Origin of the sequence: Vibrio kyushuensis, from assembly GCF_050337325.1 — a bacterium.
Lineage (GTDB): Bacteria > Pseudomonadota > Gammaproteobacteria > Enterobacterales > Vibrionaceae > Vibrio > Vibrio kyushuensis.
Genome location: NZ_JAKJSV010000002.1, coordinates 512,554 through 538,904 on the forward strand (window position 1 = coordinate 512,554; position 26,351 = coordinate 538,904).

A 26,351-nucleotide genomic window follows, 5' to 3' on the forward strand; every position below is an offset into this window, starting at 1 on the left:
CTTTTCGTATTTTGGCTGGCAATGCTTGTCTTGCTGCAGCACCGACAACCCAGTCAAGCATGACCCCTTTTCCTTCGCGAGCACCGCCAACACAGGTTCAACACCAGCGGGCAGAAATCCTTCTTCTAGTCGGCGTGCACAGAGCGAGTTTGTTAAAAAAATTCAACACCAAAACTGTCGCAGAGCTTACTTTTATCTATGGGCAACTTGCGTAATACACAATACTCTAACTAGGTTTTTTCTGCCGCCTAACAAGCCTTGGCGCAGTTTTGACATGATGATCCTGTTTGAGTTTTAAGTCGGGTTATAGGCGTGTACTCGAGCTAAACTTCAATGTGTCAATGCTACTTAATTGAGCTAAGTAATGGTTTTGTTAATAGTTTTATTATTGGAATAACACTTCAGGTTTTATAACGCATTACGCATATCATATGATTTCATCGGTATATTTTTTTGCTGAACTTAAGTTAGCAAGGAAATCGAATGCAAACTATTGAACAACAAAAAGCTCATCAAGTGCTGTTACAAGCAACGATGGGATTTAATCATAATGATGTTACTAGAATTATTGATGCGGGAAGTATAGATAGCTGGGTTGATGAACAAGTGAGTATTTGGAAGCCCTCACTGTTTAGCCAACAAACCAAGATTAAAGAATCGCACCCGAAGAAAGAGTGGACAGACGTCCACTTTAATATTGGATACACTTCACTGCTGCTTAATCATAATGATATTCTTCGCCATAGAATTAGCTATATTTTGACTCAGCTGTTTGTGGTGAGTAAAAACAATACAGTGTTGAAAAATAACAATATTCGTCCTGCTTTCGCTAAGTATTACGACAATTTATCCTCTGGGTGTTTTGGTGATTTTCGTACGTTATTAAAAACCATGGCGGAGTCTCCGCTAATGGGGCAGTACCTAACTTATCTTAATAATGACTATGCCGAAGGCGTTGCTGCCGATGAAAACTTTGCACGTGAACTGATGCAACTGTTTACCATCGGTCCGGCAAAGCTAGATATGTACGGTGATGTTGTATTGGGGAGTGATGGTCGTCCAGAGCTTTCATACACACAAGACGACATCGAACAGGGTGCGAAAGTTATGACGGGCTGGACATTAAATAATGGCGATTGGGAGAGCCCAATGTCCGAGAAAGTGGGTGCTCATAATACGCGCTCAAAAAATATTCTAGGCTACGAGTTCCCAAAAGATGCTAGTGCAGAGGAAGACTTAGATCAATTCCTAGATATTCTTTGCGCACACGATAATGTAGCACCATTTATATCGAAGTTCTTTATCCAGAAAATGGTCACTTCTAATCCTTCACCAAAGTATATCTATCGTGTTGCATCAGCATTTCGTAACAGCGATCTTGATATGGTAGTGCTGATCAAAGCCATCCTAAATGATGAAGAAGCGTCTTACACTCGTTTAGATCGAACGAATGGTCTTATCCGCGATCCTCTTATTACCCTTTCTCATGCTCTTAGAGCATTGAATGTCACACTTAAGCCGGGTAAAGAGATTCTACCCAACGCATTCTCATGGTCAGATCGCCGATTTATTCTTGATGGGCCGAGCGTCTTTTACCATTACCAACCGGATGAAGCTCCGAATGATGAGCGCTTTGAAGGCATTGCTGCGCCTGAGTTTAAGTTATACAGCTGGGATGATGTGCATCATTACTACAATCAGATTTCATCCCTCGCGGTGAAGCTTGAACACGATGGTGTTGATATGTACATGAATCGACCTTCTCTTAGCACCCATTTCTACGATACGGAAAATAACGAGAAGTTGATCGAGGAGATAGATAAGCACCTTTTCGCTTCAAATATGAGTCAAGAATCTAAAGATGTCGTGTTTGATTTCTTGAAATCGGCGCCACGCCGAGACGGTTATTTTCGAGCGCTATTCATTCAGTTGCTAATGTCACCAGAATTCATGACTCAGGGGTAAAGATCCATGCAAGTTTCAAGACGTTTATTTTTAAAAGGCAGTGCGTCAACCGCTGGAATAGCAGCACTGAACCTCTCTTCACCAATGGCTCATGCTTTTTCAGAAAGTTGCGATAACGATATGCCACATAAAGCTTTGGTGGGTATTAACCTCGGTGGAGGGAATGACGGTTTTAACTGTTTTATCCCAAAAAATGAGAAAGAGTACAACGAATATAAAGGGCTAAGAGGAAGTCTTGCGTTTGAAAGCAATGAAGTGTTAGACCTCGATTTACCAGGTGATGATATAAAGTTAGGTCTTTCTCCTGAGCTAAATGATATCAAGTGGTTATTTGATGATGGTTTAGCGCTTCCTGTCGTTAATGTTGGCCCATTAATGCAAGAGCGGAAGAATGATACCCATATCGATGATCTCAAGCCGATACATATTTTTTCTCACAACCATCAAAGTACAATTACGCAAACCAATACTCGAGAAACAATTGGGAGTCAGGGGTGGGGGGGATTATCTGCCTATATTCTAGATAACAACTATGGACTTGAGGAATTACCCCCATTGTTTGAAGTGGGCTCTCAAACGGTTTGGACTAACAGTATTCCTAAATCAGCGAATAGAATAGGAACGTCACTACCCCCAGCCATGAGCTTGGAAGAGCACGGTGCGGAACTGTATGCTGGTTTTCGTCGTGGCCACTTAACGGAAGATTCTTTGTTCAAGGAATATTATGCAGAGATGTGTGATGATGCGAAGAGCAATTTTGAAGAGTTTGAGCAGATTTTTGATGAAGATAATGACTACGGCTTTGATACTAAAACCTCAATTGGTAAACAGCTAAAAACGGTTCTTTTGCTTTTGAAATCAAGAGATAAGTTTAATCATCCGGTACAGTTTTTCTCGGTAACTCTAGGGGGGTTTGATACCCACTCTTCACAAAAAGAAGATCAAGGTGAATTACTGCGTCTGCTGGCTTCACAAGTTTCTAATTTCTATAGCCAGCTAAAAATAATGCGCTTAGTTGATTCGGTAACAACATTCACTTTCTCCGAGTTTGGTCGTACTTTGGAGCCTAACGGTTCAGGTACTGATCATGGCTGGGGTAACTGCCAAATGGTTCTAGGCGGTGATGTACTGGGTGATCGTGTTCTTGGTCAATGGCCCGATCTAACAGAAGGCAGTAAAGACTTAATGACAAGAGGCCGTGTTGTACCAACAATGAGTGTCGATCTTTTCCATGCATCGCTTCTGAACTGGGTTGGCGTTAAGGAAAGTGGCCTTGAGCATTTATTCCCTTCTCTAGAGGAGTTTGACCAAAAAGCACTGCCTATATTCCGTAGCTGCGACAATGGTAATGACGCTAAGTTAGAAATCATTGGAGCAACTGCGAGTGCAGAAAACCCAAACGGTAACGATAAGATAGCTGATGGTATTGACGGTAATATGAACACTAAGTGGTCAGCCAATGGTGATAGTGTTACATACACTGTTGAGCTAGCAACGTTATCGACATTACATTCCGTTCGTTTCGCTCAGGTAAAAGGCAATGAACGACGCTATCACCTAGCGGTAGAAACAAGCCGTGAAGGCGATAGTTTTGAAAGGCAAATCAGTATGTCAACGGAGGGTGATAGTGATGGTATGCTGGAGTATTCATTAGGCTCTGTTCAAGGGCGATTCGTCCGTTTTGTTTGTACTGGAAATAATGACAACGATGCTTCACTCCGAGGCTGGACGAACTTCCGTCATATAGAAGTGCTCGGTCGATAACCCCTCTTTTAACACCGGTATCAACTGATCAATAAAGCTAGCCATTAGGTTAGCTTTTTTGTTCGGTACGAATGAATATCGAATATCGTGTGATCTTGGTTCGTATTTTTGTTGTAATTAATGATAGTTGTCTTTTTAGTTGGAATAACTAAATATATGAGCTTAATCATTTAATTCAACGTATCTTGTGTTTTTATAAGTTTTAGGTCTAAACATATTCTATTTTTCTATAACGCCTGAGACAGGGTTCTCTACTGTTAAGTTAAGACCACAATGACTGTGGTGGCTTATTTTAGAACTCTTGTCAGGAGGCAATATGATTCATCCTCTCTTGAAATACCTATCCATTCTATGTCTTATCGTTGGAATTAGTGCATGCAGCGATAGTGATGGTGCAAGCGCTACATCTACATCCTCATTGCAACTACCAGAACAACTGGAGGTAGTGACCAATGAAACTGACTAATATAACTGTTGCTATCTGCGCGTTGACACCGCTATTTTCTTACGCTGCATTTAATGATTCAGGAACAGACTACACCAATGCTAAGGTCAATTCTCATGTATGGAACGCGGCATTAGAGCCGATTGATTTGGTGAACAGTATTTTGTGTTTCACTGCGCAGTTCAATAGCATTGAATTTGTTAACGAAGGCGCGTATTCCGTTCTTGCCGATGAAGCGGCTTGTTTTGATGAAGAGGACGATGGCTCATCTGGGCAGTCATCGGGGGCTAGTAATACAACTACCTACATGAAGGCCATTTCTACGGTTACCCGTGATAACGACTTTTCACCTCTTATGATCAATGTCTGGCTACCAGAAATGTCCGGTGGTGACGGTGAACAGGCCATCAAGTTTAAAGCGGAGATTTCTGAAGGAGCCTCGAGCGATAATCCATTTGGTAGTTTCACGTTTAACTTCGACTTCTTTGATAACTTCACCTCTGGTAATCAATATGGAGGAGGGGAGGTTATTACGGTTGATACTATTCCAGGCTCAATTGGTTTCACCTTGTATGAATCGAGCACTCAGGGAAGTAACAGTTACTCTCAAAGCGCCAGTGTTGTTATGGCAAGCGATAGGTCTAGCGGTGTTGCTTTAACGGGTTTTGATAGAGGTGGAAACGGACAGACTTCATATGCACTGGCGTTTAACTCAACACATGTACTGGTTCAGAGTGTTAGTGGTGACTTTGCAGATCTACCGTATAAGTCGGGCAGCAATAGTGGTCAGTGTTTAAGCCGTACTAGCTTCGACAGCTTTGCATATCGATATGATTTATTTAACGCTACATCGGGAGCTCAAATTGATATCAACAGTGGGTTTTCGATTAAATACGATAGTGATAACAACGGAAGCTACGACAGTTACGGACACATAGGTTATTGGGGAGCTTGGACGGAGACAGACGGAGCATTGTCGGACGGGGATACGGTAATCCGAGATGAAAACGGAACTCAAACTTCGTACACCTATGTGAATGCCCCGGGGCGGTTAATCAAAAATACGGTGAAAACACTGGCGTTAAGCAGTGCAAGAGGTATTGGGTTTTCGTATTGGGACAGTGCAGCGTTTGCTGATAACAGCTTTGATCAATGGGTTGTGAACTATATGACCGCTGCCGACGACGGTGTTGGCTCTGATGGATTCTATAAAACAGGCAAGCTTTCCTGGGGAAGTAATGGCTCAACCGTCACATCACAAACGCCGGTTCAAATTCCAATTAATGCCAACGAGTCGTTGTATATGTATTCGGAGCAGCTCGGCGGAGAGGTGAAATATCTGGATGGTCAAAGCTCGCTCACCTATTACGAACAAACCTTTATCAATGGCAGCGAAACTGGCTCTGGTGAACTACTAAACTCAGGTACAGTGACACTGACTTGTTATGATAATTGTCCTATTGGAACATTTGATTTGAGTGATTTAACTGACTTTAGTGGCAATGATAGTCCATTTGAAACGGGTTCCGGCCCGTATTACTTTACGTTTGCGACATCGGGGGGTAACACATTAACCTTGGTTAGCGTAACAAGCAGCGAGCCTGTACGTTATAACGCGTCACTGTCACAATCTAATATTGACTCTACACCACACAGCTGGGGTGTAAGAAGTGGACCTATGATTTCGGGCACTGTGAGTAACTCATGGGATATTTACGATCCGTCAATCACCACTGAGTTTTATGTCTGGGAAACGGGCTTACAATCATGGAATCAATTGTCAACGGTAAAAGATGGCTCGGGCGATGTAGTTAGCTTTGAACGACCGCTACAGTTGGCCTATCAACATTCTGATGCAAAAGATCGTAGTGGTAATGCAGGAGATTACGACGGTCAAACCTTCTTGATTAATTATGGTGGCAATGGGGATTTATGGGGGATTCCGAGTAATAGTGATGATGGTCAATATCGACCAGACTTTTCTATCGCTGATGGAGTGCGAATGGGAAGCTCGAATCAATACGTTGTGAAAGCGATTGAAATAGAGCAAACAATGCAAGTTGTGTCTGGACAGTGCTCAGCTCTAACTCTTGCTGACCCTGCCGTTGATGTACCGACATCGGTTCAAGGCAGTGCTGACATAGGAGCTATGCCAACCGTGACTGATGACCCCGCTGTAATTGCTGGGGTGACTCAATAAAAGAAAGGTTATTGACCTAAAGGTAAACCGCCGGCTATCAGCGGTTTACCTTTTGTGGCTACTTTTTATTTTTCACTCCCCCTTGTACCGCTTTAAAGCGTGGGTTTGTCTTGCATATAACGTAAGTTCGACCTTTGCGTTTAACCACTTGGCAATCACGATGGCGCGCTTTCGCACTTTTTAAAGAACTGAGTACTTTCATATGTTTTCTTCCATTATTTCTTAGTGCTTAATGCACCAAACTTGCGATTAAAGTTCGCAATACGGCCTTCTTGATGAACAACTCGTTGTTTGCCCGTGTAGAAAGGGTGTGACTCCGAAGAGACTTCAATTGTCATATATGGGTAGGTCTCGCCGTCTTCCCACTCAATGGTTCGTGTGGTTTCCAACGTTGAACCGACCAAAAAATATTTATCGACACTCGTATCATGGAATACAACGGTTCGGTAATTGGGGTGAATTCCCGGTTTCATTTTTCCCTCCAGCAATTGTTACGTTATAACATAATTAATGATACTCATTATCAATTGACGCGTCGAGTACTTTTTAATTTGCTTGTTACTAAAAAGTTATGATCTTGGTTGGATTACTCGTCAGTCGGGGAGGTAATTGTCTTTTACTTGTTGTATTTTCTCGTCTTCTTATTTGAGGTGTGAATGATACGCGATACTAAATTCAATCAATCAATGCTAATTGCAAGTGTCCTGAGTTGGCTGCTTGTAAGTCTAATGCCAGTCATTAATGCTCATGGAGCAAGCGCTGGCGTTTGGGCTACGCTGTGTACTCTAAATGGGTTTGAACTGGTTCAAGTTGAAGAAGGGAAAATTGAGACACAACACAGTAAACCTTGTCCCTTCAGTCATTTCTCTCGTTTACATCAAGACTCTATATCTGCTCTCCAATATTCAGGGAGACAGATCTTCGCATCGTTAGAAATTTATTCTTACTTTGTTCCTAATGTTCGATTCCAACTGGCTTTTACAAGAGCCCCTCCAATAGTCCATCTTTCTTAATTTTTACTAAAACAAATAATAAATCAATAAGTTACTGAATAAGTAAAGTTCAGAAGCGGTACCGATCTCTCTTCATTTTGATGAGGGGGACTGGGCTGCATTCAGAAAAGGAAAATGCAATGTTGGATAGTCAAACTCAGACAATACAAATGGAAATATCACCTCAATCAACTCGCCAGAAGCAGGCTAAATCTCGCTACTTTCTTACTTGGCGTTGGCACTTTTATATGGGGCTATTCGTTATCCCCTTTATGCTTATGCTTAGCCTAACTGGGTTGGTTATGCTGTTTGATGATGAAATAGAATACGTTCGATACGGAGACATATTGTCCGTTGAACCACAGGAAAAAAAAACGTTAGCTTCGGTGCAAATTGAAGCGGTAAGAACGCTCTATACTGATGCATCGGTCACTCAGTTTGTTGCTGCTCATGATGCTGACGTAGCAAATAGGGTAAGCATTCGACTTGAAGATGGCCGTTCGATATTTGTCATCGTCGACCCTTATACAGCCCAGATACTGGGGGAAATCGACCGTAGTGACAGTTGGTATCAATTGGCGAACGATATTCATGGAACGCTTTTGATTGGGAAGTGGGGCGATCATTTGATAGAAATCTCGGCGAGCTTAAGTATTTTGCTGCTCGTAACGGGCATCTATCTGTGGTTGCCGACTGACAATGCTTCTAAATCGGGCTTTATGCAAATACGACTTTCAGCCGGGAAACGTATCGTAATGCGAGATATCCATGCAAACTTAGGCGGCGCTTTATCGATAATCCTATTGTTATTCTTGCTCTCGGGCTTGGCATGGGCCGGAATATGGGGTGCTAAGATGGTGCAAGGCTGGAATACTTTTCCTACCTATTACACATGGGGAGATAAGCCAGAGTCTGACGTATCAAAACTCGTTGTAACGCCAAGTAGTTTAGAAAATAGCAGCTTAAATCACAGCAGTTTAAACCATGGAAGTGAGGAAGAGATGCCTTGGAATCTTGAGTTAACACCTCTACCTGAATCAAACGTTCATGACCATTCCAACCACCAAGAAGATGAGATGGCGAGCAATAGTAATGTTGAGCCCGCAGTTTCGATTGATACGATTATTTCAAAAGCCAAGCTAGCTGGTCATACTCATTTCAAGGTTTTCCTGCCGAGCTCTGAAACAGGAGTATTTACCACTGCGGCAAACTCGATGGCAGGTGATATTGATGATCCGCGTTTAGATCGTACGATTCATTTTGACCAATATTCAGGTGATGTATTGATGGATATCTCTTGGCAGGATTACAGTGTGGTTGCTAAGTTAATGGCCGCTGGGGTGACACTGCATCAGGGCGACGCAAGTATCGTTAATAAACTGCTCAATGCTCTGTTCTGTTTTGGCTTTATCGCAATTTCGATTACCGGTGGGATCATGTGGTGGATTCGTCGACCAATTGGCGCGTCTAAGTTAGGCGTTCCCCCTCGTTTTGAACAAGATGGGATTTGGCGAGTTGGTCTTGGAACGGTGGTTATTCTAGGGTTGTGTTTTCCATTAGCAGGAGCGACGATCATTGCAGTATGTTGTATTGACTGGCTCGTGGTTAGCCGATCACAACGCTTAAAGCACTACCTGGCATAACCTTTACTCGCGAATGTTGTGTTTGCTGATATTAAGTTGTGATTTTTCCATAACGAAATATCAATAACGAAGAAATCGCTGTTAATTCAGCGGTTTTTACATTAATGCTTTTGTTCGTGTTATTTCAATGATTGACGGTATAGGCGTAGGTGGAATTAACACGCTCTAGAGAGATGGTTAAATTGCTGTTTTTTGACCATATCACGTTGAGATGAGATGAGGTAACCGGCTCTATATGCCCACTGGCCGATAGCTGCCCCGCTTCAACGATGTGACTGTTATTGTTAATGCATTGGGCAAGGATACTAGGCCATTGGTAGTGGCTATACCAAAGTGGATTATCAACGCGGCACTGGAACTCTTCAGTATTCTTGGTAGGCGATTCAATTTTTATTATGAACGTTTCTGGTTGGATAAGGGATTCCTCTAGAGACGCTATGCGGCCCACCTCAATGCGTTCATAGGCTTGAGTGTGAAGCACATTCACATAACCGGTTGTGGTTTCATTTTTTGTCCCGTCGTTGTTTTGGAAGGAATAAGTGATGAATGTGATCAAACAGTAGCTGGTGTCTTTAGTTAATCCGTCGATGATAAATTCTTTATCGCCAATAGGTGTTAAGGACTCTTGATAAATGGGAATTTGTATCGGGCTATTGCTATAGCACTCTTCAAAGTTGTCGCCTTCATAAACAGCGCTTACAAGCCTATACGCGGATAACCCACCGATCGAGTTGGCATTGAAGTGATAAAAAGGGCTTTCATATTCAGTAATCCAAGCGCTAATACTATTTGTAGATATGTTATTGACCGTTTGCAGGTGAAGATCAATATCGTTATCTGGAAGGTAGCTTGCGTTTATTGCGCTAACCCAAAGACATGCCACTGCTGCTGACCACGTTATCCATTTCATACGGCTTTCCTTGCTCAAGCGTTTCGCACTTATATCCGTATAAATGCGGCTTTGATGTTAGTGACTTGTTAATTAATTTAGGTGATCTGCATATGTAATTCAATGCGCATTATTCTAATAATTACTTTGTGTGAAATGGCTCACTGGTCAGCCAGTTCTTACGTTTTTACTAATTTAGCTGTCGCTTTATGGTAAATCATGAGGGAGGGCATATTTATGTTTTCGAAGGTGGTGGAATGAGTAGTCAATCCGTCGTTGTCTACAAAACGGTAAATTCGTTCAAAGCATAGGAGACCCCAAAAAAGGGAATAACGGTTATACCTAGTCATCGGATTATAGGGTGCTTAATATTGAATGCGAAGAGGGTGATGTTTGTTCCGGCTTTGCTGTTTTAATAATGATTGCTTGGTGAATAGTCAGCAGAAAAAGTGAGAAGAATCAATGATAACGAAAGCCATTGTTGTGGTTTGGATTGTGTTTATTTGTACTCACTCAGTCGGAAAATACACGCTGAATCGTCATCACACGATAAAAATAAATCAGCTTTGTAATAAAGCAAAAATGAAAACTTAAGCCCTACAAAATGATCTATTTGTTCGTAATTCCCTACATTTCGGAGTTGTTATGAAAAGATTACTGCTGGCCGCACTGGCTCTTTCTCCAACCGCATTTGCTTCCACTCAATATACTGAAGTTCCAGATAACATTACTACGCCAGACGAGGTCATTACCTCTGTAGGCACGTTTCATTTTACAGATGGAAACCCTGATCGGATCACAGTGGAACGAGCTTATGAATTGCTCGGTATTCAGCGTGCCTCTCAGGTGTTTTTAGAGCACATACCTTCTGCTTCTATCTATTCAATGATGGAAGGCTTTAAGAATATGGGGCAAGTTGAACCCAATCAAGTATTGCTGCTTGAAGGTTTAATGGATGCCAAAAACATCTTTCTAACCGGTAATGCCGATACGGTTTATTTCTTTGCTCAATACAATGTAGAACAGTCGCCTGTTGAACTAACCATTCCACCGAATACCTTAGGCATGTTTAACGATGCTCGCTTTCAGTGGATGGAAGATGCAGGGCGCAGTGGGCCTGATCGAGGCAAAGGTGGCGTGTTCGTAGTTGTTCCCCGTAATATCGATATTGCAGAGCGAACCCAGCTCGCTAATCATTATGGCGAGTCGTATGTGATTACGTCACCATCGAACAACTTTGCGTTCATTAGCCGTGGATTTAAAGACCCACAAAGTGGAGAGCACCAAACGGCGGTTGAGAATATAAAAACGCATTTTAAAGCAAGGTACGTAAATGCCGAGCAGAAGCCTATGCAGTTTATAAACCCTAATGGCGTATCGGTATCGACCATTCATGCGAATGACGAGCACTTCTACGTAGAGCTAAATGAGGTTATTCAAAGAGAGCCTAAAGAGCTTTATTCTGCTCACGAAAGAGGAGTGATGGAGCATATTGGTATCGTGAAAGGTGAACCAATGGACCAAGAAAAAGTAGACTTAGTGCAAGCGGCAGCCGTTGCTAATGCACAAGCTCGATCGTTAACGTTACGCCCACACCCCGACTTTTTCCAGTATGAAGGTAACCCACAATGGCACATTCCATTTAATCGAAATCCTAGTCACGATTACATGTCGAAAAAAGGTAATAAAGACTTTGACGCGCAGGTTTATTTTCATTACCCAGCAACGGCTGTCACCCCCGCAATGGCGCTGGAGCTTATTGGTATTGGTTCAAAGTACGCGTTCGCCACCTACGACCATAACGGTGACAACTTTGATGGGGGAGAGCACTACGCAGTAACCATTCCAGCGAACGTTCCAGCAAAAGACTTTTGGTCGTTTGTTATCTACGATATCCAGACTCGCTCCATGCTACAAAACCCGATTAATAAGCCAGGTGTAGATGGATTTGTAGCACAGCCCAATGACGATGGTTCGTATACTGTCCATTTTGCACCTATACAGCCTGAAGGTGTAAACGAGGGTAATTGGATTCAGACGATACCGAATAAATCGTGGATGATCTTATTCCGTACTTATGGGCCATTAGAGTCGTGGTTTGATAAAACGTGGCAACTAGGTGATATCGTTAAGCAATAGAGTTTTAGAACTTTATGTCTGTAGAAAGTCGATAGCCAGTGATAAAACTGAATACGGCCAACGTGAGGAGCATTGGCCGTTCCGGATAGACGTTACGTTCTTCGGTCAAACCATATGTCTTTTAATGACATGACTCCACGCTTGTCCATATTCGTTCCATTTAACATCGCGTGGGTTTTAAACGTCACATGTTTGCGCCATAGGGGGAGGATTTTTATTTCATTAACGAGGAGTGATTCAATCTCATTGAGATGTGGGAGTAGGTTATGGGCTGAACCATCTTGCGAGGCTTTATCATCTAGCTCAACTAGTAATGTTTTTTGTTCTTGTTCCCCCAACGCCGAACGGCTCATATTGCTGACTAAAAGCCAGTAGAAGTAATCAAATGTAGTGTCATTTCCAAATAAAACGTCTTGAGAGCCAATATCTATCGCTTCAATCTCGGTGGAATCGACGTATTTTATACTCAACCCTAGCGCTTGTAACTGTTCAAATAGCTGACGAATATCAGGACTAATTGAAGAATCAATCAAAACAGATCTTTTCGGCAATACTGGAACTGTCATTTCTTCCTCGACAATGACTTCGGTATGGCTGAGTAGACTGTAGGCTGGATTATTATTGGGAGTGTCTTTTAAAATCCTTTTAATATTTTGTTTTATCCAGGCTCTTTCTTCCATTGACAAAGAGGTTGAGTGTTGATGAAAGCAGAGGCATTCAGCACCTTCTAGTTCGCAATGTGTAAACTCATTGTCACTCTTCGTAGGTGAGCCATCATTGACCTGCTCTAAATGTCCGGAGGTTGGGTTTTCTTCTATATCTATAGCCCAGAAGTCCGCTTGTTCAATGATTCCACTATGAGAAAAGTAAGTTTGAAATTTACTTAAAGACCAATGATCTTTCTCACTATGTTGTATTTGATAGGGGCCAGTTCCGAAGGGGATTGCTTCATTTTCTGGGTTATCAAGGAAAATAGCTGAGTGTATATCCGCGAGCGTATGAAGAAACAACGGGTCACTTTGGGAAAGTGTAATCTCTACCCATTGCATCCTTACTTCCACGTTCTCTACATGCCTATAAAATAGTGAAGCGACATGAGGCTTCTGAGCGCGGTTTAAAATATTGTTAGCCACATGCTGAGGGGTTAACAGCTCACCATTATGAAAATAGACATTGGGATGAATGCGAAAGAAGTAGGTATTCGCTTCGACATAAAACTGATGTGCCAAATGTGGAATAAACTTGTCTAAGTTACTGTCATAGGTGATTAAGGTGTCGAACATGGCTGTGACATAAAGCCCTGCATTGATATCGACCATATGCATAGGATGAAGCTTGGGTAACGTATAGGGCGTGAGAGAGATAAGCTTATCAAATGCCTCGTGTGTATCGTCAAGCCATTCGGAAAGTTTTACTTTGAAAACATGGGTATATTTGAATGTATCAGCGTATCTGTAAGCGTCTTCGATTTTCCCTTGAGAAACCATCTCTTTTAATTGCTCTGATAGAACGGAATGGAAACTCTGAATCACGGTTAATTTAGACAGATTGCCTCTGCCTCTTCCTGCTTGCCACTGAATCCATCCAACACTGCTAAGCGTTTTCATTAACTTAGCTATATTACGAGTAGAGCAATAAAGTGCTTCGCTTAAGCGTTCTGTTGTGACTCTAGATTCCACTTGATAGCCATACAGATGTTCAATTTGTTTTAGTCTCTGCAAGAGAATGACGTTTACCGACATATCAATTTCTTCCTTTCATATTCGTCCCTTGAATAAAAGGTGAACTCAATCATGACGACTGTTCATTATTAAGTAAAGTTTTTCGCCGCATACTTCAACCATACCGAAACAAAAGATAAAAAGAGAAACATTATGAATAATCAAATCAAAGCAGTAACACTTATCGCACTTCTCGTTTCTGGTGGAGCAATGGCCGATATTCGTGACGAAACAAGCGGTGTATATGTTCAAGGTGGCGTCGCTGGAATGAACGTCGAGAGCCCGAAACTAAATGACCAGAAAGTAAACGGCGGCGCACTAACGGTTGGGTACGATATCAATAAAATTGTCGGCGTATCTTTGTCAGTACAAGGCGCGAGCGATGAAGACATTAAATCTGCGAATCTAGACGGCTCAATGAATACACAGAAAATTGATGTTGGTGCGTCTCAGATTGGAACGGATATAGGTTACACCTTCAGCATGAGTAACAGCATCACATTGAAACCTTACGTGTCAGCAGGTGTTGGGGCCACTAAATTAGAGAGAAATTTATCAGGCAACACTGAGACTCAAAAAACGGAAGCATTATTCGCTGGTGTTGGCGCAAAAATGACCGTTAAAAAACACTTCATCGTCTCTCTGGATCTTCGTCAACAAGGTAGCTCGGATGAGGCAGCGAAAATATCCATGCTCCAAGCCGGCTACAAATTTTAAAATTTGCAATTATTTTTTGAATTAGAACACCAAATTTATTGAGCGAGAAACATTATGAAAACTATTAAAACTGTATTTGTGACTTCACTTATCGCGTTAGCTGTTTCACCTTCTGTATATGCTGCAACAAGCGCTACTCATAATTATCAACTATCAGGATCTGGTATGAGTACAATAATAGGGAGTTACACTGACGCTGGAGCGGCTAATGCAATACGACTAGCTAAGATGAATCGTGATCAGGGCGGTGATATGAAAATTGTGTTGGCTGAAATCAACGGAGTACATGGTTCTGGGTTTACGGCTCGAGCACAAGCACCGTCGATTACTCCTACATTGAGACCACACCAATTACCTATCGTTGTGTCAAACCAAATGCCAATGGCAACCCCAAGCGCGGTTCCGACGGCTTACGCAGTACCAACTAAAGCGCCAATGGCAACCCCAAGCGCGGTTCCGACGGCTTATGCAGTACCAAATAAAGCGCCAATGGCAACCCCAAGCGCGGTTCCGACGGCTTATGCAGTGCCAAATAAAGCGCCAATGGCAACCCCAATCTCGGTTCCGATGGCTTACGCAGTACCAAATAAAGCGCCAATGGCAATCCCAAGCGCGGCTCCGACGGCTTATGCAGTGCCAAATAAAGCGCCAATGGCAACCCCAAGCGCGGTTCCGGCGGCTTACGCAGTACCAAATAAAGCGCCAATGGCAACTCCAAGCGCGGTTCCGGCGGCTTACGCAGTACCAAATAAAGCGCCAATGGCAACTCCAAGCGCGGTTCCGACGGCTTATGCAGTACCCCAAAAAGCACCAGTGGCAACACCAACTCCGACAGCATATGCTGTTCCTAACAAGGCCACACAAGTATCACCTGAAGTTGCGAAGAAAGATACTCAGGTTAATGAAGTACAAACAACAGCCATTAATCGTAATGCTAACGCAACGCGTCAGAACTCTTATAATGTTGCACTAAATGCAGAACAGACAAACGCCAATGCTAAAGGCATCCAAGAAAATAAAGAAGCAATCGTTGATCTTCGTGCTAGCTTTGAGCAACAAGCTAAGAAACTTAACGGTGTCATGGCATCTAATCAAGCTGTTACAGCTGCACATCCTTACCTAGACCACGGTCAAGTATCTTCAGTTGGTGTTGGTATTGGCGCAGCTGGTAGTGAAGGCGCTTTGTCTGTCGGTTATGCTCAACGTCTAAGTTCTAACTGGGTACTTGATGGTAACGTGGCAACCACTTCTGCTCATGACACATCAGTAGGAGTCGGCGCTTCATATGCTTGGTAATTACTCTCAGTTTAACAAACCGCCTCTATTGGCGGTTTTTCTATTTAGGGAGGGATTAGATAGGGAATTGGTGAAACGCAAAGGTGTGTTCAGTTCACAGGATTTAGGTAGAGCAGAGGTGTTTTCGACGTACGACTATGTAAACCGGCTATATATATGCAGAACAATCAATGTCAGCGTTATAACCAACCAGATTGCACTGAATCGAACAATGTATGGCCTTTGGTTTTCTTTATCGTAGAAAGTGAGGCTGATACCAGCCACCATAAATGGGTACAAGATGGATGTGATTACCAGTGTCGCTAGATAAACTGAGATTGCCATTGATGAATCTGAACCAAACTGCTCCATTGACGCCACCGAATAACCAAGTAATTGGTGATCATAATATATCAGCTGACTTTATAGGGTTATCGAACGAAATGGCTCTGTGAGACGATTCACACCTCAAATTGTAAATGAAAATTTCAAAGATGAGAATTGATTAGTAGATCAAAAAAACCGCTGATGAACAGCGGTTTTTGTTGGGTTTGGATTTGCTAGTTCAACTAGCTAACGAGCTTCTTTTGTTGTTCAAAATTCACATCGTAAGCTTTTTCACCAGCAATATAGGTTTCGCTGACTGTACGGTCATCACCCAAGCTCATAAGAACAAACAGTTTCTCTTCAAGCTTCTTCGCTTGCTGCATTCTGAAGCGCATGAGTTGAGTCGCGTCCATATTAAGTACTACGAAGTCCGCTTCTTTACCTACTTCAAGGTTACCAATTTTATCTTCTAGGTGAAGTGAACGCGCGCCGCCTAATGTTGCTAAGAACAGCGATTTAATTGGGTGAAGCTTCTCTTGTTGAAGCTGCATGATTTTATACGCTTCACTCATAGTTTGTAGAATTGAGAAACTGGTTCCCGCGCCGACATCTGTTCCCATGCCGACACGGATGCCATGCTCTTCCAGTTTTGGAAGTTTGAATAGTCCTGAGCCTAAGAATAGATTTGAAGTCGGGCAGAATGAGATAGCTGAATCGGTTTCAGCAAGGCGTTTACATTCACAATCTGACAGGTGAATACCATGCGCGAAAACAGAACGCTTGTGCAGTAATCCATAGTGATCGTACACATCAAGGTAGCTTTCGCGTTCAGGGAATAGATCCAATACCCATTCAATCTCTTTCTTGTTTTCAGAAAGGTGCGTGTGCATGTATACGTCAGGGTATTCTTCTAACAGCTTGCCTACGGTAGCAAGTTGCTCTGGCGTACTAGTTGGTGCAAAGCGAGGGGTTACCGCGTACAGCAAACGGCCTTTATTGTGCCACTTTTCGATCAGCTCTTTAGATTCTTCGTAGCCGGACTCTGGCGTATCGACTAAGTAATCAGGCGCGTTACGGTCCATCAGAACTTTACCCGCGATCATACGAACGTTACGTTTTTCTGCCTCTTCAAAAAAGACATCAACAGACTCTTTATGAACCGTACCAAATACCAGTGCTGTAGTCGTACCGTTACTCGCTAATTCATCAAAGAATAGATTCGCAACTTTATGTGCGTAGATAGGGTTTTTAAAGCGACGCTCTTCAGGGAAAGTGTAGTTTTCTAGCCAGTCCAATAATTGCTCACCGTAAGAGGCGATCATACCCGTTTGAGGGTAGTGAATATGGGTATCGATAAAGCCTGAAGTGATGATTTTATCTTTGTACTCTTTTACTTGTAGTGTCTTTGGTTGGCGTTCTAGAACCTCTACAGCATCACCAATGTCAACGACATGACCATTTTCTACAACCAGAATACCATCTTCGAAATACTCGTATGAGTCTTCAATTCCTACATCTTTTGGGTCAGCAATGCTATGCAAAATGCTCGCGCGATACGCTTTGCGTTGAGTTGTCATTATTACTTCCTTTTAATCTCTCTAAAGACAATATGGCCTTTAGATCTAAGCGATTTTATTTTTTATATGAGATTCGCTTAGGCTATTTTCACTGTGCATATCAGGGCGCTTTTGTTCAAGCGTCTGACCTTGATAATGTGCGATTAGTTCACCCGCAACCGATACCGCAATTTCAGCAGGGTGTTTTCCAGTCACAGAACTAACGCCAATAGGGCAGATCATGGTATTGATTTGCTCTTGGCTGTAACCACGTTGCTCTAGTCGATGGTCGAATTTTTTACGCTTAGTTAGCGATCCGATCATGCCAAAGTAACAGCTGTCTTCACGGTTGATAATGGCTTTCGCTAAATCGAAATCGAGCTGGTGGTTGTGTGTCATCACTAAGTAGTAGCTGTTAGGTGGCATGTGTTTAACTTCGCCAACAGGATCGTCAGAAACCAGTTTCTTCACCCCTTCAGGCAAAGTTTCTGGAAACTCTTCTTCACGCTCGTCTATCCAAGTGACTCGGAACGGCAGGGTAGACACGATATGAAGCAGTGCCTTGGCAACGTGTCCTGCTCCAAATAACACTAAGTGATTTTGTTGTGTACCAATGGGCTCGAAGCTGAGAGTTGCCATACCGCCACAACACTGCCCTAGACGAGCACCAAGATTAAAACGTTCGACCTTTAGAGATTTCTCTCGGCCGATGAGCATTTCACGCGCCATTTTGGTCGCAATGTGTTCTAGGTGACCACCACCAATCGTTGCGATGAGCTTGTCACGTGTTACCAACATTTTAGTACCAGCATCACGTGGAACAGAGCCACGATCTTCAAGAACCGTCACCATGACGCAGGGTTCATAGCTCTCTTCTAACTTAGCTAATTCATGAATCCAATTATCCTTAAACATCAATACCTCCTAAAGCGATGCGACTACTGCTAGCGTTTATTCTTTACTAGCGTGTTACTAATAGTTAGGGAGTGGCCGACCTGCTGTATAGAGGGTGGACGAGCAGGTGACCACTGATACATTTCGTACTTGAAGGTGCAGCTTTGTTAACGGCGATTATTCGCCCCAATCACATAGGCTAGCTATGCTCATGGGGTCTCATTCTCTTGTTGCCTCACTGCAACTCCAATTACTTTGGGTATATCTTTGTTTCTTTATATAGTTATTCTATAACCTTAACGTTAAGCCGTTTCAGACTTGCTGTTGACGGTTGCTGTTTGTGGCTTCGTGACTTCTTGCACTGCCATCAATACACGTTCTGGTGTTGCTGGTGTATCCAGTTTAGGAATTGCGCCTTCAACAGCCACAGAAGCAACGGCGTCTTTTAGTGCACTCCAAACTGACATGCCTAACATAAACGGCGGCTCACCGACGGCTTTCGAGTTAAACACCGTATCTTCAGGGTTGCTGCGGTTTTCAAGCAAATGCGTTCTAAAGTCGATTGGCATATCGGCAATCGCTGGAATTTTGTAACTTGCAGGGCCATTAGTCATTAATCGGCCTTGTTCGTTCCATACCAACTCTTCCGTTGTTAACCAACCCACACCTTGAATGAATCCGCCTTCAATTTGGCCGATATCAATCGCAGGGTTAAGTGAAGCACCCACATCATGCAAGATATCAACGCGCAAGATTTTGTATTCACCCGTTAAGGTATCGATCACAACTTCTGAACACGATGCGCCGTAGGCGTAGTAGTAGAATGGGCGACCTCTTGCTTTCTCGTGATCGTAGAAGATCTTCGGAGTGCGGTAGAAGCCTGTACTTGATAGTGAAATCTGGTTAAACCAAGCTAGCTCGACAAAAGAATTGAAGCTCATGATCTCATCACGAATCTGAATCATGCCATTTTTAAAGACCACCTCTTCTGGTGAAACTTTAAAGTGCGATGAAGCAAAGTCAATCAAGCGTTGCTTAATCGTTAGTGCGGCGTTCTGGGCTGCTTTACCGTTGAGGTCGGCGCCCGATGATGCTGCGGTTGGTGATGTGTTCGGTACTTTGTCTGTGTTGGCTGAGGTGATCTGGATACGTTCGACATCGACTTGAAACTCCTGTGCAACGATTTGTGCAACTTTGATGTTCAAACCTTGGCCCATTTCAGTGCCACCGTGGCTCAAATGAATACTGCCATCGGTGTAGATATGAATTAGAGCACCAGCTTGGTTCAAGAAAGTAGCGGTAAATGAAATACCAAACTTAACCGGTGTAAGCGCAAGACCTTTCTTAAGGATCGGGCTTGTCTTATTGAACTCAGCAATTTCTTTACGACGAGCGTGGTAGTCACTGCTTTGTTCTAGCTGTTCAGTGATTTCAGGAAGAAAGTTATCTTCTACTTTTTGGTAGTAGTGAGTAGTATCTCGTCCCTCTTCTCCGTAATAGTTCGCCTTACGAACTTCAAGAGGATCTTTTTTCAGGTAACGGGCAATCTCGTCCATGATATGTTCAATGGTCATCATGCCTTGTGGGCCACCAAAGCCGCGGTAAGCAGTGTTTGAGGCTGTATTCGTTTTACAGCGGTGACCCGTTACTGTTGCATCACCTAGGTAATAAGCGTTGTCTGAGTGGAACATAGCACGGTCAACGATTGAGCTTGAAAGATCAGGCGAGTAACCACAGTTACCAGTTACAACAATGTCAGCACCTTGAATCACGCCATCGTCATCAAAGCCTACTTTGTATTGGTTGTAGAACGGGTGACGTTTACCCGTTGTGCTCATGTCTTCATTACGCATCAAGCACATTTTGGTCGGGCGACCGGTTAATAGAGCGATGACCGCAGACATACAAGCTGGTGAAGCGGCTTGTGTCTCTTTGCCACCGAAACCACCACCCATGCGGCGCATATCAACAACAACTTTGTGCATTGGTACGCCAATAACTTCGGCAACCAGCTTTTGAACTTCAGTTGGATTTTGCGTTGAAGTGTAGACAATCATGCCGCCATCTTCGGTCGGTACAACGCTGCTGCTTTGTGTTTCAAGATAGAAGTGCTCTTGACCACCGATATCTAAGTCACCCTCGATAACGTGTTTTGCGCTCGCTAGTGCTTTGTCTGAATCGCCACGTTTTTGTTGGTGGCTTTCGGTAACAAAGCTTTTCTTAGCCAAAGCTTCTTTCACATTAAGAATAGGAGGCAGTGCTTCGTATTCGATGATAGCAGCTTGAGATGCTTTACGAGCAAGCTCAAGACTTGATGCTGCAACGGCGATGACCGGTTGACCGTAGTACTCAACCTTGCCATCAGCAAGAAGTGGGTCACCAGGTAAGATAGCACCGATATCAAGCTGACCAGGGACATCATCAGCTGTGATAGCAATCGCGACACCTTCAAATTCGTAACAAGGTGACACATCAATCTTGGTGATTTTTGCGTGCGCTTGAGTACTTAGGCGAGCGTAGACATGAAGCTGATTAGGGAACTCTAATCGGTCATCAATGTAGAGTGCTTCACCAGTCACTTGCATAGGGGCGCTATCGTGTTTCACGCTTTTGCCTACACCAGTTTTTAAATCCTGTTTAACTATGGCGAGCATTTCCTCGTGAGTCATAGTGTTGTGTGCGTTAGACATAAGACGTTACCCTTGTTTCGATTTGGTTATCTTTATTCTGCGTTTCAATAAAGTAGCGACGCAGCATGTTTGCAGCTGTTAACGAGCGATATTCTTGACTTGCTCTGAAGTCAGACAATGGTTCGAAATCGTTATTCATTTCCGCCATCGCTTCGTCGATATTCGCTGAATTCCACGCTTTTCCTAGCAATAAGTTTTCACAGCGCGTTGCACGTTTCGGTGTTGCAGCCATTCCGCCAAAAGCGATTCTTGCCGCGACAACCTTGCCATCTTTCAGAGCGATGTTAAATGCGCCACATACTGCTGAAATATCATCGTCTAAACGTTTAGAGACTTTGTATGCTCTAAAGCTTGAATCGGTCGGTTTTGGAATGATGATCTGTTCAATAAACTCACTTGGCTGCTGTGCTGTAACCTTGTAGCTAATGAAGTACTCTTCAATTGGAATGATTCGAGTCTTTTCACCACAGCGAAGCTTAAGTTTTGCATCCAGAGCAATCAAAAGGGGCGGCGTGTCGCCAATGGGGGAGGCGTTAGCAACGTTGCCGCCAATAGTCCCTTGATTACGTACTTGCAGCGAAGCAAAACGGTGTAATAGTTCACCAAAATCTGGGTAGTACTTGTGAAGAAGCGGGTATGCTTGGCTGATTGGAAGGTTTGCACCAATCAGAAGATCCGTGTCGGTTTCTTCGCAGGTCTTCATCTCTTCAACAAGGTTTACGCTGATCAGTGTTTCAATCTCGCGGTGGAACTGAGTTACTTCCAGAGCCAAATCTGTACCACCAGCGACAAGCTTAGCTTGAGGGTGAGCAAGATAAAGCTTGGCTAACTCATCCACACTCTTTGGAGAGAAAGCAGTGAGGTGACCATCGCGTAAGTTTGCATCTTGATCTTGAATGCTAACGAGTTTGTCGATTGTTGCTCGTTCAAGCTCATTAAATTGGTCTAGAAGAGGTTTTTCGTTTGAAAGCGACAGCGCAGCATCAACAATTGGGCGATAACCTGTACAACGACATAAGTTACCCGCTAGTGATTCCATCACGTCTTCTTTGCTGGCATTAGGTGTTGTTTTACCTAGTGCGAACATTGACATGATAAAGCCTGGTGTACAGTAGCCACATTGTGAACCGTGGAAATCTACGACTGCTTGTTGAACGGGATGCAGTGACTTGTCTTTGTTTTGTAGGTCTTCAACCGTAATTAACTGCTTACCATGAAGTGCTGAAACAAAGGTAAGGCATGAGTTAACAGAACGATATTCGAGTTCGCCATTGACTAATTCACCCAATACAACGGTACAAGCGCCACAATCGCCTGAACCACAACCTTCCTTGGTACCTGTTTTATTAATCTTAGTGCGAAGATAGTTCAGCACCGTCATATTGGGAGACAAGTTTTCTTCTTGTCTGATTTCCTGATTGAGTAGAAAAGTAATCAAGAGACCTCCTTGTGCAATGACACATTTATAGTTGAAATTATTTTCTGACCTTATGGTCAATAATTAGATAATCTGACCCAAAGGTCAACTAATTATTTACAATAGTGCAACATTACATTGTGTGCAATTTCACGTACTGGCTACAAAGGCATCGTAAGCTCATGTTTTTATGAATCTTTGTAGCCAAGATTGATTTACTCAATAGGAGCAAATTATTTACAGTTGTTACTTATAATTGTATGCAATTTTGAGGGGATTTCATGTGCGAAAGGAATAAATGAGTATTGAAGAAGGCGCTCTTAGATGAGTAGAGTTAAGTGGTTGAAGTTAGGATAGGTTTTTCGACTAGAGACAAAACACCCTGCTGATGAGCGCCATCAGCAGGGTGTTTCAGATTGAATTACATTTCTCTTTTAGCTTTAAGGCTTACTTACTTTTCAAAATATCAGAGAAAACCACATGCAGATCATTCGATGTAGAAGAGTTATCCAAGTTGAGTTTCGAGCGAATATGATCCAAGTGCTCTTGCATCAACTCTGTGGCTTTTTCTACGTCACCTGATTCGATGGCATCGAGTAATATCGAGTGCTCATCAAGGGAACAATTTGAATGGCTGCCCGTTTCATATTGCGCGATTAGCAGTGATGTTTGAGAGACCAAGCTGCGTTGGAAAGCGAGTAGCGGAGCGTTCTCAGCCATCTCTGCCAGTTTAATATGGAATTCACCAGAGAGACGTAAGCCACTCCCGTAGTCTCCATGATCAAAAGCAGCGTTCTCTTTGGTTACCAGCTTACGACACTCGTCAATTTGAGCCTTAGTTGCATTCTCGACCGCAAGCTCCGTGATAGACAGTTCCATAATTTCACGTGCTTTGAAGATCTGCTTTGCTTCTTCTACCGTAGGAGCTGCAACCACAGCCCCACGGTTTGGTCGAATAACGACGACCTGTTCTAGCGAAAGTCTTAATAGAGCACGACGAATAATAGTACGGCTGACGCTGAAAATATCGGCAAGGGCTTCTTCACTCAGCTTTGTCGCGGGTGGTAGCCTTTGTTCCAAAATGGCATCAAAGATATGACAGTAGACGACGTCATCTTGCGTCTGTCCTGCAACTTTGGTTTTAACGTTTTTACTGACTGAATTCTTAAGGCTTGTCATGTGTATTGATAACCAAGGAAATATTGATGTTATTAATAAACAATAATACTTCAGTTTGTATACAAAAGACTAGTGTCTGTTGCGATTTGCTTCTAACTCTTCGCAGAATTTTTGGATTGTATGACTAACCTGTCATAAGAGCAGGAATTTGCCCTGATTCTATAAGGCAATAGTGGACAATAATTACTACTTTTGGTTGAGATAGTAATGATCTAAGTAACGGGAAATGGAAACTAATTTTTGCATTGGTGTCGTTACAAAAAAAGAATGCTTCATACTAGGTATGAAGCACAAGGAGATAGTAAGCCTTTCTTATTGTATATAGAGATGATGTATATAGGAGCCTGACGCTTAGTGAATTTTTTGCATTTTGTCTAACTCTTCAACTTTAGTAGTGATTCTATAAATAGCAAAAAAGAATTATTGCTATGCACTTGGTCTCACTCTGTTTTGTGATCTTTATTCAAGGCTTTGAGCTGTTTTCTTCTGTTAATCGCACTTTTATTTGCCGTTCGAGGTCATATTCCTTCTTGGCATGAAGCAATCAAGATTCAATTGGTGAAAGCGTTAAGAACAAATACTCGCATTGAATGAACTTGAGTATATACTTATCCAAGTAACTGAATTATTAATAGTATTTTGTATGCTCTCGGCAGTTGAGGGGATACATCGCATGAAGCACTATAAAAGCTATAAAAGGGAGCAGGGCATGCAGCAGCGAAAGCATATCGTTTTAGGGTTGGTTTTGATGATGTTTGGCGCAGGAATACAGGCCAAAGTCATTGAATCAACCAGCTTAGTCGGTTTCGGGGAAGCAAAGTATCCAGACAACTTCGCCCATTATGATTATGTTAACCCCGACGCGCCCAAATATGGCAAAGTAACGTATGGGCAAATGGGTACCTATGACAATTTTAACCGCTACGCTTCCCGCGGTGTTGCAGCGGCTGGAAGTGGTCAACTTTATGATACTTTAATGTCTTCCCCAAATGACGAAATCGATACTTATTACCCTTTGATCGCCAGCAATGTACGTTACTCGGATGATTTCATGTGGTTAGAGCTCGATATTAATCCAAAAGCACGTTTCCACGACGGTGTCCCAATTACAGCTCATGATGTGGCATTTACCTTCGACAAATTTATGACAGAAGGTGTCCCTCAGTACCGTTCATACTACAAAGCAATCAAATCGGTAACCGCCAAATCAGACTTAGTAGTCAGAATCGACATGGCTGAACCAGATCGAGAAAAACTGTTTAGCTTTGCACAATCCACCCGCGTTTTACCTAAGCACTTTTGGCAAGATAAAAAATTTAGTGAGCCACTTAACGAGCCTCCGGTAGGCAGCAGTGCGTATAAGATCGTGGAATACAAATCGGGTCAAAGTGTGACTTATGGATTACTGAAGGATTACTGGGCAAAAGAATTGCCCGTCAATATTGGCCGTAATAATTTTGAAACTGTCCAATATGACTACTATCGAGATGACACAGTCATGCTAGAGGCCTTTAAAGCCGGTGAGTTTGATATCCGAATGGAGAGTGAACCAAAATTCTGGGAAAACTCCTATACTGGCACCAACTTTGATAAAGGCTTTATTAAGAAAGAAGAGATCCCACATCAACAGGCTCAGTCGGGGAAAGGCTTTGTATTCAATACTCAAATAGATGTGTTTAGCGACCCGAAGGTTCGTGAAGCGCTGACTTACGCTTTAGACTTTGAGTGGATGAATAAAAACCTTTTCTATAGTGAGAACAGCCGTACTCGTAGTTACTTCCAAAATACAGAGTATGCCGCGACCGGATTACCTTCTAAGGCTGAATTGGAGATCTTAGAGCCAATCAAAGATAAGATCTCGCCCCGCGTGTTTACAGAAGAGTATCAACCACCTGTGACCGATGGTTCTGGCCGTATTCGTAACCAGATGCGCGCAGCCTTTAACATATTTAAAGACGCGGGTTGGGAATTGAAAAATAAGGTGATGACTAACACCAAAACAGGCGAACCAATGAGCTTCGAGCTGTTGATTTATAATCCGAACGTTGAAACCTATGCCATCCCATTCCAGAAAAACCTACGCTTGATGGGGATCGATATGAAGATCCGAACGGTTGATCGTACGCAGTATATAAAGCGTTTACGTGATCGTGATTTTGACATGGTTTCATCAGCTTACTATGCCAACCCTTACCCGAACTCTAGTTTGATGATTGTCTGGAACTCAAATTACATTGATTCGACTTACAATACTGCTGGTGTAACGGACCCTGCGGTTGATTATCTAACTCAAGCGATTGCCGATAATCAGCAAAACCCTGAGAAACTATTGGCTTTGGGGAGATCGTTAGATCGAGTATTACAATGGAATTTTTATATGGTTCCCCAGTGGCATTACAGTAAATACCGCGTAGCGACTTGGGATAAATTCGAACGCCCTGATGTTCGCCCTGACTACGATCTAGGTATTGATACGTGGTGGGTGTCGAAAGAGAAAGCAAGTAAATTACCTGAGAAAAGACGTTAATAGGAAATAGC

At 42.9% G+C, this 26,351-nt stretch carries 20 protein-coding genes and 1 pseudogene; 11 read left to right on the forward strand and 10 right to left on the reverse strand.

The features are described from left to right. Positions 1 to 128 precede the first annotated feature (128 nt). The 5 genes and pseudogenes from L4D20_RS02335 to L4D20_RS02355 form a co-directional block, all read left to right on the forward strand. Positions 129 to 215, forward strand: a pseudogene (locus L4D20_RS02335) (DNA-binding response regulator); the annotation flags it as partial. A 268-nt stretch (positions 216 to 483) separates the two neighbouring features. Then, a complete protein-coding gene (locus L4D20_RS02340) occupies positions 484 to 1,965 on the forward strand; it encodes a DUF1800 family protein (RefSeq protein ID WP_428799950.1) in 1,482 nt (493 codons plus the stop codon). A 6-nt stretch (positions 1,966 to 1,971) separates the two neighbouring features. Continuing rightward, positions 1,972 to 3,729 carry a DUF1501 domain-containing protein gene (locus L4D20_RS02345; RefSeq protein WP_428799951.1) on the forward strand — a complete coding sequence of 586 codons (1,758 nt, stop codon included), beginning with the start codon at positions 1,972 to 1,974 and terminating at the stop codon, positions 3,727 to 3,729. Between the two features lie 316 nt (positions 3,730 to 4,045). Further along, positions 4,046 to 4,195, forward strand: a complete 150-nt coding sequence (locus L4D20_RS02350; RefSeq protein ID WP_428799952.1) for a hypothetical protein — start codon at positions 4,046 to 4,048, stop codon at positions 4,193 to 4,195. Further along, entirely contained in the window at positions 4,182 to 6,374 is a 2,193-nt protein-coding gene (locus L4D20_RS02355; protein ID WP_428799953.1) for a hypothetical protein, read from the forward strand. Before L4D20_RS02350 ends, L4D20_RS02355 begins: the two co-directional genes overlap by 14 nt. Positions 6,375 to 6,432: 58 nt before the next feature. Here L4D20_RS02355 and ykgO read toward each other — a convergent pair whose 3' ends face one another. After that, the gene (gene ykgO / locus L4D20_RS02360; RefSeq protein ID WP_428799954.1) at positions 6,433 to 6,576 is read right to left on the reverse strand and encodes a type B 50S ribosomal protein L36; all 144 of its coding nucleotides are present in this window, start codon (positions 6,574 to 6,576) and stop codon (positions 6,433 to 6,435) included. A gap of 13 nt (positions 6,577 to 6,589) precedes the next feature. Further along, positions 6,590 to 6,847: a type B 50S ribosomal protein L31 gene (locus tag L4D20_RS02365; RefSeq protein ID WP_428799955.1), complete on the reverse strand. Its 258-nt coding sequence runs from the start codon at positions 6,845 to 6,847 to the stop codon at positions 6,590 to 6,592. 183 nt (positions 6,848 to 7,030) lie between these two features. Here L4D20_RS02365 and L4D20_RS02370 point away from each other — a divergent pair, with 183 nt between their 5' ends. Both L4D20_RS02370 and L4D20_RS02375 read left to right on the forward strand, forming a co-directional pair. Next, positions 7,031 to 7,387: a hypothetical protein gene (locus L4D20_RS02370; protein WP_428799956.1), complete on the forward strand. Its 357-nt coding sequence runs from the start codon at positions 7,031 to 7,033 to the stop codon at positions 7,385 to 7,387. 119 nt (positions 7,388 to 7,506) lie between these two features. Next, positions 7,507 to 9,009, forward strand: a complete 1,503-nt coding sequence (locus L4D20_RS02375) for a PepSY-associated TM helix domain-containing protein (RefSeq protein WP_428799957.1) — start codon at positions 7,507 to 7,509, stop codon at positions 9,007 to 9,009. A 124-nt stretch (positions 9,010 to 9,133) separates the two neighbouring features. On the opposite strand, the gene L4D20_RS02380 is transcribed toward L4D20_RS02375, so the two are convergent. Continuing rightward, on the reverse strand, positions 9,134 to 9,919 hold the full coding sequence (locus L4D20_RS02380) for a hypothetical protein (protein WP_428799958.1): 786 nt from the start codon (positions 9,917 to 9,919) through the stop codon (positions 9,134 to 9,136). A gap of 624 nt (positions 9,920 to 10,543) precedes the next feature. Here L4D20_RS02380 and L4D20_RS02385 point away from each other — a divergent pair. Next, positions 10,544 to 12,037 carry a DUF1214 domain-containing protein gene (locus L4D20_RS02385; RefSeq protein ID WP_428799959.1) on the forward strand — a complete coding sequence of 498 codons (1,494 nt, stop codon included), beginning with the start codon at positions 10,544 to 10,546 and terminating at the stop codon, positions 12,035 to 12,037. Between the two features lie 92 nt (positions 12,038 to 12,129). Here L4D20_RS02385 and L4D20_RS02390 read toward each other — a convergent pair whose 3' ends face one another. After that, positions 12,130 to 13,779 carry an SgrR family transcriptional regulator gene (locus L4D20_RS02390; RefSeq protein ID WP_428799960.1) on the reverse strand — a complete coding sequence of 550 codons (1,650 nt, stop codon included), beginning with the start codon at positions 13,777 to 13,779 and terminating at the stop codon, positions 12,130 to 12,132. A 132-nt stretch (positions 13,780 to 13,911) separates the two neighbouring features. On the opposite strand from L4D20_RS02390, the gene L4D20_RS02395 reads away from it, so the two are divergent. Beyond that, positions 13,912 to 14,475 carry a porin family protein gene (locus L4D20_RS02395; protein ID WP_428799961.1) on the forward strand — a complete coding sequence of 188 codons (564 nt, stop codon included), beginning with the start codon at positions 13,912 to 13,914 and terminating at the stop codon, positions 14,473 to 14,475. 54 nt (positions 14,476 to 14,529) lie between these two features. Next, complete coding sequence (locus tag L4D20_RS02400; RefSeq protein ID WP_428799962.1) at positions 14,530 to 15,771, forward strand: YadA C-terminal domain-containing protein; 1,242 nt, start codon at positions 14,530 to 14,532, stop codon at positions 15,769 to 15,771. A 135-nt stretch (positions 15,772 to 15,906) separates the two neighbouring features. Here L4D20_RS02400 and L4D20_RS02405 read toward each other — a convergent pair whose 3' ends face one another. From L4D20_RS02405 to L4D20_RS02430, 6 genes are all read right to left on the reverse strand, one after another. After that, on the reverse strand, positions 15,907 to 16,122 hold the full coding sequence (locus tag L4D20_RS02405; protein ID WP_428799963.1) for a hypothetical protein: 216 nt from the start codon (positions 16,120 to 16,122) through the stop codon (positions 15,907 to 15,909). A gap of 197 nt (positions 16,123 to 16,319) precedes the next feature. Further along, positions 16,320 to 17,654 carry a guanine deaminase gene (gene guaD, locus L4D20_RS02410; protein WP_428799964.1) on the reverse strand — a complete coding sequence of 445 codons (1,335 nt, stop codon included), beginning with the start codon at positions 17,652 to 17,654 and terminating at the stop codon, positions 16,320 to 16,322. A 45-nt stretch (positions 17,655 to 17,699) separates the two neighbouring features. Further along, positions 17,700 to 18,548 (reverse strand): xanthine dehydrogenase accessory protein XdhC, encoded by an 849-nt coding sequence (gene xdhC / locus L4D20_RS02415; RefSeq protein WP_428799965.1) that lies wholly within the window; start codon positions 18,546 to 18,548, stop codon positions 17,700 to 17,702. Positions 18,549 to 18,829: 281 nt separating this feature from the next. Continuing rightward, on the reverse strand, positions 18,830 to 21,217 hold the full coding sequence (gene xdhB / locus L4D20_RS02420; RefSeq protein WP_428799966.1) for a xanthine dehydrogenase molybdopterin binding subunit: 2,388 nt from the start codon (positions 21,215 to 21,217) through the stop codon (positions 18,830 to 18,832). Then, the gene (xdhA, locus tag L4D20_RS02425) at positions 21,210 to 22,655 is read right to left on the reverse strand and encodes a xanthine dehydrogenase small subunit (protein ID WP_428799967.1); all 1,446 of its coding nucleotides are present in this window, start codon (positions 22,653 to 22,655) and stop codon (positions 21,210 to 21,212) included. The genes xdhB and xdhA overlap by 8 nt, the downstream gene beginning before the upstream one ends. 426 nt (positions 22,656 to 23,081) lie before the next feature. Continuing rightward, a complete protein-coding gene (locus L4D20_RS02430; RefSeq protein WP_428799968.1) occupies positions 23,082 to 23,813 on the reverse strand; it encodes a GntR family transcriptional regulator in 732 nt (243 codons plus the stop codon). 748 nt (positions 23,814 to 24,561) lie between these two features. Here L4D20_RS02430 and L4D20_RS02435 point away from each other — a divergent pair. Beyond that, positions 24,562 to 26,340 (forward strand): extracellular solute-binding protein, encoded by a 1,779-nt coding sequence (locus L4D20_RS02435; RefSeq protein ID WP_428800738.1) that lies wholly within the window; start codon positions 24,562 to 24,564, stop codon positions 26,338 to 26,340. The last annotated feature ends 11 nt before the right edge of the window (positions 26,341 to 26,351 follow it).

Coding starts and splice junctions, on each gene's coding strand:
- L4D20_RS02340 (WP_428799950.1), top strand. CDS start 484: ATGCAAACTATTGAACAACAAAAAGCTCATCAAGTGCTGTTACAAGCA.
- L4D20_RS02345 (WP_428799951.1), top strand. CDS start 1,972: ATGCAAGTTTCAAGACGTTTATTTTTAAAAGGCAGTGCGTCAACCGCT.
- L4D20_RS02350 (WP_428799952.1), top strand. CDS start 4,046: ATGATTCATCCTCTCTTGAAATACCTATCCATTCTATGTCTTATCGTT.
- L4D20_RS02355 (WP_428799953.1), top strand. CDS start 4,182: ATGAAACTGACTAATATAACTGTTGCTATCTGCGCGTTGACACCGCTA.
- ykgO (WP_428799954.1), bottom strand. CDS start 6,576: ATGAAAGTACTCAGTTCTTTAAAAAGTGCGAAAGCGCGCCATCGTGAT.
- L4D20_RS02365 (WP_428799955.1), bottom strand. CDS start 6,847: ATGAAACCGGGAATTCACCCCAATTACCGAACCGTTGTATTCCATGAT.
- L4D20_RS02370 (WP_428799956.1), top strand. CDS start 7,031: ATGATACGCGATACTAAATTCAATCAATCAATGCTAATTGCAAGTGTC.
- L4D20_RS02375 (WP_428799957.1), top strand. CDS start 7,507: ATGTTGGATAGTCAAACTCAGACAATACAAATGGAAATATCACCTCAA.
- L4D20_RS02380 (WP_428799958.1), bottom strand. CDS start 9,919: ATGAAATGGATAACGTGGTCAGCAGCAGTGGCATGTCTTTGGGTTAGC.
- L4D20_RS02385 (WP_428799959.1), top strand. CDS start 10,544: ATGAAAAGATTACTGCTGGCCGCACTGGCTCTTTCTCCAACCGCATTT.
- L4D20_RS02390 (WP_428799960.1), bottom strand. CDS start 13,779: ATGTCGGTAAACGTCATTCTCTTGCAGAGACTAAAACAAATTGAACAT.
- L4D20_RS02395 (WP_428799961.1), top strand. CDS start 13,912: ATGAATAATCAAATCAAAGCAGTAACACTTATCGCACTTCTCGTTTCT.
- L4D20_RS02400 (WP_428799962.1), top strand. CDS start 14,530: ATGAAAACTATTAAAACTGTATTTGTGACTTCACTTATCGCGTTAGCT.
- L4D20_RS02405 (WP_428799963.1), bottom strand. CDS start 16,122: ATGGAGCAGTTTGGTTCAGATTCATCAATGGCAATCTCAGTTTATCTA.
- guaD (WP_428799964.1), bottom strand. CDS start 17,654: ATGACAACTCAACGCAAAGCGTATCGCGCGAGCATTTTGCATAGCATT.
- xdhC (WP_428799965.1), bottom strand. CDS start 18,548: ATGTTTAAGGATAATTGGATTCATGAATTAGCTAAGTTAGAAGAGAGC.
- xdhB (WP_428799966.1), bottom strand. CDS start 21,217: ATGTCTAACGCACACAACACTATGACTCACGAGGAAATGCTCGCCATA.
- L4D20_RS02430 (WP_428799968.1), bottom strand. CDS start 23,813: ATGACAAGCCTTAAGAATTCAGTCAGTAAAAACGTTAAAACCAAAGTT.
- L4D20_RS02435 (WP_428800738.1), top strand. CDS start 24,562: ATGATGTTTGGCGCAGGAATACAGGCCAAAGTCATTGAATCAACCAGC.